Here is a 2,180-nt window from a genome sequence, read left to right on the forward strand (position 1 = left end):
GGTTGGCCGGGTGGATGTGCGGACGGTGGGGACACTACGCAGCCTGCTGCACGCGGCGATCGACAACGGGAGCGGACCGCTGCGCGTTGACGTCGCGGGCCTGGAGCTCGGCGATCATGCCGCACTGGGGGTGCTGCTTGGCGGCGCTCGCCGAGCCCGTGCCGCTGGCCGTTCGATGGTGCTGATCGATGTGCCGAGCCCGCTTGAACGCCTGCTCGTGGCGGACCGGCTGGGTGGGTTGCTGCGGTTCGAGGAGGCCGCCGACCTGGTGCACGTCGGCCACGCCTGAGCGGGTTGCCCGGGCGGCTCATCCGTTCGACCACCCCCCAGGCCCGTCAGGAAGGGCTCCGTCCCGATCGGGACGGAGCCCGGAGCGGAACGAACCAGGGTGGCTGCGCACCGTCATGTCAGGCGCGCCCGTGTGCCGGGCGGACACGCGATGCGGCATGCTTGCCGGGTACCTGCTGATCGGGTACTGCTTTCGGGTGACGGGCCCGGCTCTTGGCAGGGTGTGATGCCGGACGGAGGCGTGCAGGACGTGGAGGTGCCCGCGCGGGTGAATGCCGTCGGCGATCGGAGCGCGCGATCCGCCGGGCTGGCCGGGGTGCGCGAGTACCGGTCGGTCCTGGTCCCGGTAACGTTCGTGGTCGCGGTCCTGCTCGGCGTGGCCATCGGCTACGTGACCGCGGACCGGCAGTCCGGCACCGTGCATGCGCCTCGGACCGCCACCTCGCCCGCCCCGGAGCTGACCCCCGCGCTGCGGACCGCCCCGTGGGAGGGTGCCCGCCGACCGGGCACGGCCCATCAGATGCGGGTCCTCGACGAGCCTGATCCGGATGCCCTGCGGCTCGCGCTGTCGTGGACGGTCGCCGACTCGATCAAGGCGGCTGGGGGTGCTTCCACCATCTCCGCCCGGCAGGTGACGATCGTGAACGGGATGTACTTCGGCGCCGTCGAGGGCGTTGACGCGGCGCACGACGAGTACTGGGCGATCGGTCGCATCGAGGTCCAAGGGCCGGCCACGCCGCCGGTCGACCCGCACGTGTGGCGGCGGATCGGAGCCGGGCCCTGGACGATCGTCCGCAACGGCCCGCGGGCCTGTGATGTGCTTCCGAGCGCTCTGATCACCCTGTGGAAGGTCTCCCCGCCGCCCTGCACCGGGTGACCTGCACCGCCATGGGCCCGGGGCACCCTTGACAGCCCGGGGGCACCCTCGACGTCGTACGGTCGGTCTGTGCCCTCAACCAGGATTGACGACGCGCGGCCCGGTCATGGTGAGGCGGACGGTCCGCACCGCGCCGCGACGCCCACCCTGCACGACGCCGTCGCCCTGGCCACCCGGGCGCACGCCGGTCAGCTGGACAAGGTCGGGGAGGAGTACATCGGCCATCCGCTGCGCGTGATGGCGGCAGCCGCGCGCACGGCTCCCACCGCCGGGGTGGACGCCCACGCCGCCCAGCTCGCGGCGGTGCTGCACGACGTCGTCGAGGACAGCGAGACCACCCTCGCGGATCTCGTGGCCGCAGGCTATCCGGCCCCGGTCGTCGCGGCGGTCGACGCGCTGTCCCATCGGGAGGGCGAGCCGGTGCCCGACTATCTCGCCCGGGTGGCCGCCGATCCGCTTGCCGTCGTCGTGAAACGGGCCGACATGCAGGACAACGCCGATCCGGCCAGGCTGAGGCGGTTGCCGCCCAAGGACGCCGCCCGGTTGTCGGCCCGGTACGTGGATCGATGCCGGATTCTGGACGATCTCGTGGCGGCTCGCGGCGGCGATGCCGGGTGATCGCCGGGTGCGCGGCGGTCCCACCGCCGCCGGGCGCCGGAAACGGCCGCGATAGCGTGACGTCATGCGGCTCGTCATCGCTCGCTGCAGTGTGGACTACGTCGGTCGGCTCACCGCACATCTGCCGAGCGCCGTCCGGTTGGTACTCGTCAAGGCGGACGGATCCGTCTCGATCCACGCCGACGGGCGAGCGTACAAGCCGCTCAACTGGATGAGTCCCCCGTGCGTCATCGCCGAGGCGGACGGGGTCTGGCGGGTCACCAACCGCGCGGCCGAGCAGCTCGTCATCACCCTCGAACAGGTGCTGCACGATTCCACGCACGACCTCGGCGTCGACCCGGGTCTGCGCAAGGACGGGGTGGAGGCGCATCTGCAGGTGCTGCTCGCCGACCGGCCC

At 72.5% G+C, this 2,180-nt stretch carries 4 protein-coding genes; all 4 read left to right on the plus strand.

Annotated elements, in window-relative coordinates; translation table 11 throughout:
* The coding region (locus tag AC08ON_RS02785) for an STAS domain-containing protein (RefSeq protein ID WP_476616397.1) at positions 1-289 on the plus strand (289 nt) is incomplete at its 5' end.
* Positions 290-529: 240 nt separating this feature from the next.
* Complete coding sequence (locus tag AC08ON_RS02790; protein ID WP_476606281.1) at positions 530-1,165, plus strand: hypothetical protein; 636 nt, start codon at positions 530-532, stop codon at positions 1,163-1,165.
* Positions 1,166-1,234: 69 nt separating this feature from the next.
* A complete protein-coding gene (locus AC08ON_RS02795) occupies positions 1,235-1,783 on the plus strand; it encodes an HD domain-containing protein (RefSeq protein ID WP_476606280.1) in 549 nt (182 codons plus the stop codon).
* 64 nt (positions 1,784-1,847) lie between these two features.
* A partial coding sequence (locus AC08ON_RS02800) for a PDDEXK family nuclease (protein ID WP_476616398.1) occupies positions 1,848-2,180 on the plus strand: 333 nt, incomplete at its 3' end.

The sequence above is a fragment of the Frankia sp. CoWAU3 genome (assembly GCF_977971855.1).